At 75.0% G+C, this 3,222-nt stretch carries 2 protein-coding genes; one reads left to right on the forward strand and one right to left on the reverse strand.

The genetic code is table 11. From position 1 onward, the window contains the following. Positions 1-2,463, forward strand: a 2,463-nt coding sequence (locus H5J30_RS23560; RefSeq protein ID WP_181789371.1) for a S8 family serine peptidase, incomplete at its 5' end; no start/stop codon positions are given. On the opposite strand, the gene H5J30_RS23565 is transcribed toward H5J30_RS23560, so the two are convergent. Further along, positions 2,448-3,222, reverse strand: a 775-nt coding sequence (locus H5J30_RS23565) for an ATP-binding cassette domain-containing protein (RefSeq protein WP_181789372.1), incomplete at its 5' end; no start/stop codon positions are given. The genes H5J30_RS23560 and H5J30_RS23565 overlap by 16 nt on opposite strands.

A 3,222-nucleotide genomic window follows, 5' to 3' on the forward strand; every position in this document is an offset into this window, starting at 1 on the left:
GGCCGGGGGCAGCAGTCCTGGGTCATCGCGGCCATGGAGTGGGCCACCGAGCAGGGCGCCGAGGTCGCGAACCTCAGCCTCGGCGCGCAGCCGGGGAAGGGCGACGACCCGGTCGCCCTCGCGCTGGACCGGCTCACCGCGGAGACCGGCACCCTCTTCGTCGCCGCGGCCGGCAACGCGGGCCCGTTCGGCGGCTCCATCCAGTCACCCGGCATCGCGGACAGCGCCCTGACCGTCGGTGCCGCGGTCCGCACCGGCAAGACGGCGCACTTCTCCAGCGTCGGGCCGACCCCCGGCACCTTCCGCGCCAAGCCCGACCTCATCGCGCCGGGCCGGGAGATCACCGGCGCCCGCTCCGGCGGCGGCACGGCCGATCCGTACACGATGATGGAGGGCACCTCGCAGGCCGCGCCGCAGGTCGCCGGGGCCGCCGCGGTGCTGCTGGAGAAGCACCCCGACTGGAGCTGGGAGCGGCTGAAGACCGCGCTCATGACCACCGCGGACGGGGAGGCGGACAAGACCCAGTCGCAGTACACCGGCGCGGGCGTGCTCGACCTGCCCGGCGCCGTCTCAGACACCCTCGAATTCGACCGCGGCAACGTCGACTTCGGCTACCTGCGCTACCTCGAGAGCACCGAGCCGCGGACGGTGGAGTTCTCCGTCACCAACAACGGCACCGAACCCGAGGAGCTGGACCTCTCCGACAACGCCCGCGACGTGTACGGCGACGAGGCCCCCGCCGACCTGCTGAGCCTCAGCCCCGCCCGGGTCACCGTGGCGCCGGGCGGGAAGCGGACCATCACGGCCACCCTCGACCCCGCCGCGGCGCAGCCGCGCGTCTACGCCGGCGGGGTCGTCGTCGGGCGCGCGGGCCACGACACCGTCACCCTCCCGTTCAACGCCTACCTCGAACCGCCCCGGTACGATATCCGGCTGACCGTGCTCGACCGGCACGGCGAACCCTGGGCCGGCGGCACCGTGTGGCTCGCCAACATGAAGGACTACCGCCCGGTGACCGGCGGCGGCTCCCAGGCCGTGCAGCTGGACGGGAACGGGCAGGGCACGGCCCGGCTGATGCCCGGTCCGCTCAGCGTGATGGCGAAGGTCGAGACCCCGGCGCGGGACGGCTCCCCGGCCACGGTCGCGTTCGCCGGCTCGCCCGAGGTGATGCTCGACGGCGACATGGAGTACACCATCGACGCCCGGAAGGCGAAGCAGCTGCGCCCCGCGCGGGTCGCGGGCGAGGAGACCGAGGTCGGGCACGTCTCCATCCACTACCAGCGCGGCGACGCCGCCAGGGACTCGGGCATCGGCGACGGCATCTACGCCGACGGCGACGAGGTCGCCGACGGGCGGGTGTTCCTCCAACCGACCGGCCCGGTCGACAGCGGCACCGTGGCGTTCGAGACCCGCTGGCGGCTGGAGGCGGCGGGCCCTGCCCGCGGCCGGCAGGCGGACCTGTACGAACTCGTGCTCGGCGGCGAGAAGGTCGCCGACCCGCCGGTCTACGACGTCTCGCGCGCCGAGGCCCGGCGCCTCGCCCGGCTGACGCCCGACTACCGCTCGCTGCACGGCCGCCCCGACCAGTACGTCGAGACCCGCTTCACCTACACCGACCGGATCCATGCCTCGTACGCCATGAGCGAGCCGCTGGACGTGCCGCAGCGCAGGACCGAACTGGTCACCGCGGGGCCGGAGGTGCGCTGGAGCCACTGCGTGGTGGCCCCGCCGGCGCAGATCTCGCTCTGCGACAGGATGACGTCGTACGAGCACGGGGAGCGCCGCTCGCCCGCGTGGTTCCGCGGGGTGGCACCGGCGGTGGTCGCCGGCAACCACTACGGCAGCAGCCTGTCCGTACCCGCCGACCTCAGCGACGGCGAGCACAGCGGGCAGGAGCCGACCGACGGCGCGTTCGGCGACGAGAGCCTGCGGTTGTACCGCAACGGCACCGAGGTGCAGGCGCGCCAGCCCGGCAGCTCGTACTTCGACCTGCCGCCGGAGCCGGCGACCTTCCGCCTGGAGCACACCGCGAACCCGGACACCGCCCGGCTGCCGATCGGCAGCAGGACGCGGACCAGTTGGACGTTCCCCTCCCGGGGGCCGGAGCCCGGCAAGTCGGCCACCCATCCGCGGCTGCTCACCGTCGACTACCGGCCGCCGACCCGCGACGACGGCTCCCTGCGCGCCGGCGTGCCGCTGGTGCTGGAGGCCCGGCTGGTGTCCTCGGAGACCCCGGGCGACTGGCGCATGGAGAAGGGCACGCTGCGGCTGTGGGTGTCCACCGACGCCGGTGAGCGCTGGCACCGCATGCTGGCCGTGCCCATGCCGGACGGGTCCGTCGCGGCCGTGGCCCCCTGGGCGCGGCTGCGCGCGGGGGACTCCGTCTCCGTACGGGTCGAGGGCTCGGCCGCCGAAGGCCGGACCGTCGATCAGACCATCGTCGACGCCTACCCGGTGCGCTGAGGCGCACCGGGGGCGGCGACGGTGGCGGGGGCCGCTGCGTGACCGGCGGGCGCAGCGGCCCCCGACCCCGCCGAGACCCCCGACCCCGCCGAGGCGATGCGCAGGGCCCGCACCAGGTCGCGGTAGAGCGAGTCGGCGGCCAGCAGTTCCTCGTGCGTGCCGCGGGCGCGGATCCGGCCGGCCTCCATCACCACGATGGTGTCCGCGTCGATCACCGTCGACAGCCGGTGGGCGATGGTGACGACGGCGCCGGCCCGCGCCCGGGTGCGTATGCACTCGTGGACCGCGGCCTCGGTGAGCGCGTCGAGCTGGGCGGTGGCCTCGTCCAGCAGCAGCACGTCGGGCTCGCGCAGCAGCGCGCGGGCCAGCGCGATGCGCTGGCGCTCGCCGCCGGAGACGGCGGTCGAGGACAGCTCGGTGTCCAGCCCGTCGTCGAGGCCGTCGACCTTTTCGGCGAGCCGCACGTCGCGCAGCACCCGGCGCAGCTCCTCCTCTCCGGCGTCGGGGCGTGAGAACAGCAGGTTGTCCCGGATGGTGCCGGGGACGACGGGGGTGTCCTGCTCCACGTACGCCAGCCGGGCACGGATCGCGGGGTGGCTCAGCTCGCGGTACGGCCGCCCGTCGAGCGCGAGTTCACCCTCCTGGGGCTCCAGGAAGCGCAGGACCAGCGACAGGAGCGTCGTCTTGCCGGCGCCGGAAGGGCCCACGATGGCCGTGTGCCCGCGGCGCGGGACGGCGAGGTCGATGCCGCGCACCGCG

The sequence above is a fragment of the Streptomyces phytophilus genome, assembly GCF_013870535.1.
Lineage (GTDB): Bacteria > Actinomycetota > Actinomycetes > Streptomycetales > Streptomycetaceae > Streptomyces > Streptomyces phytophilus.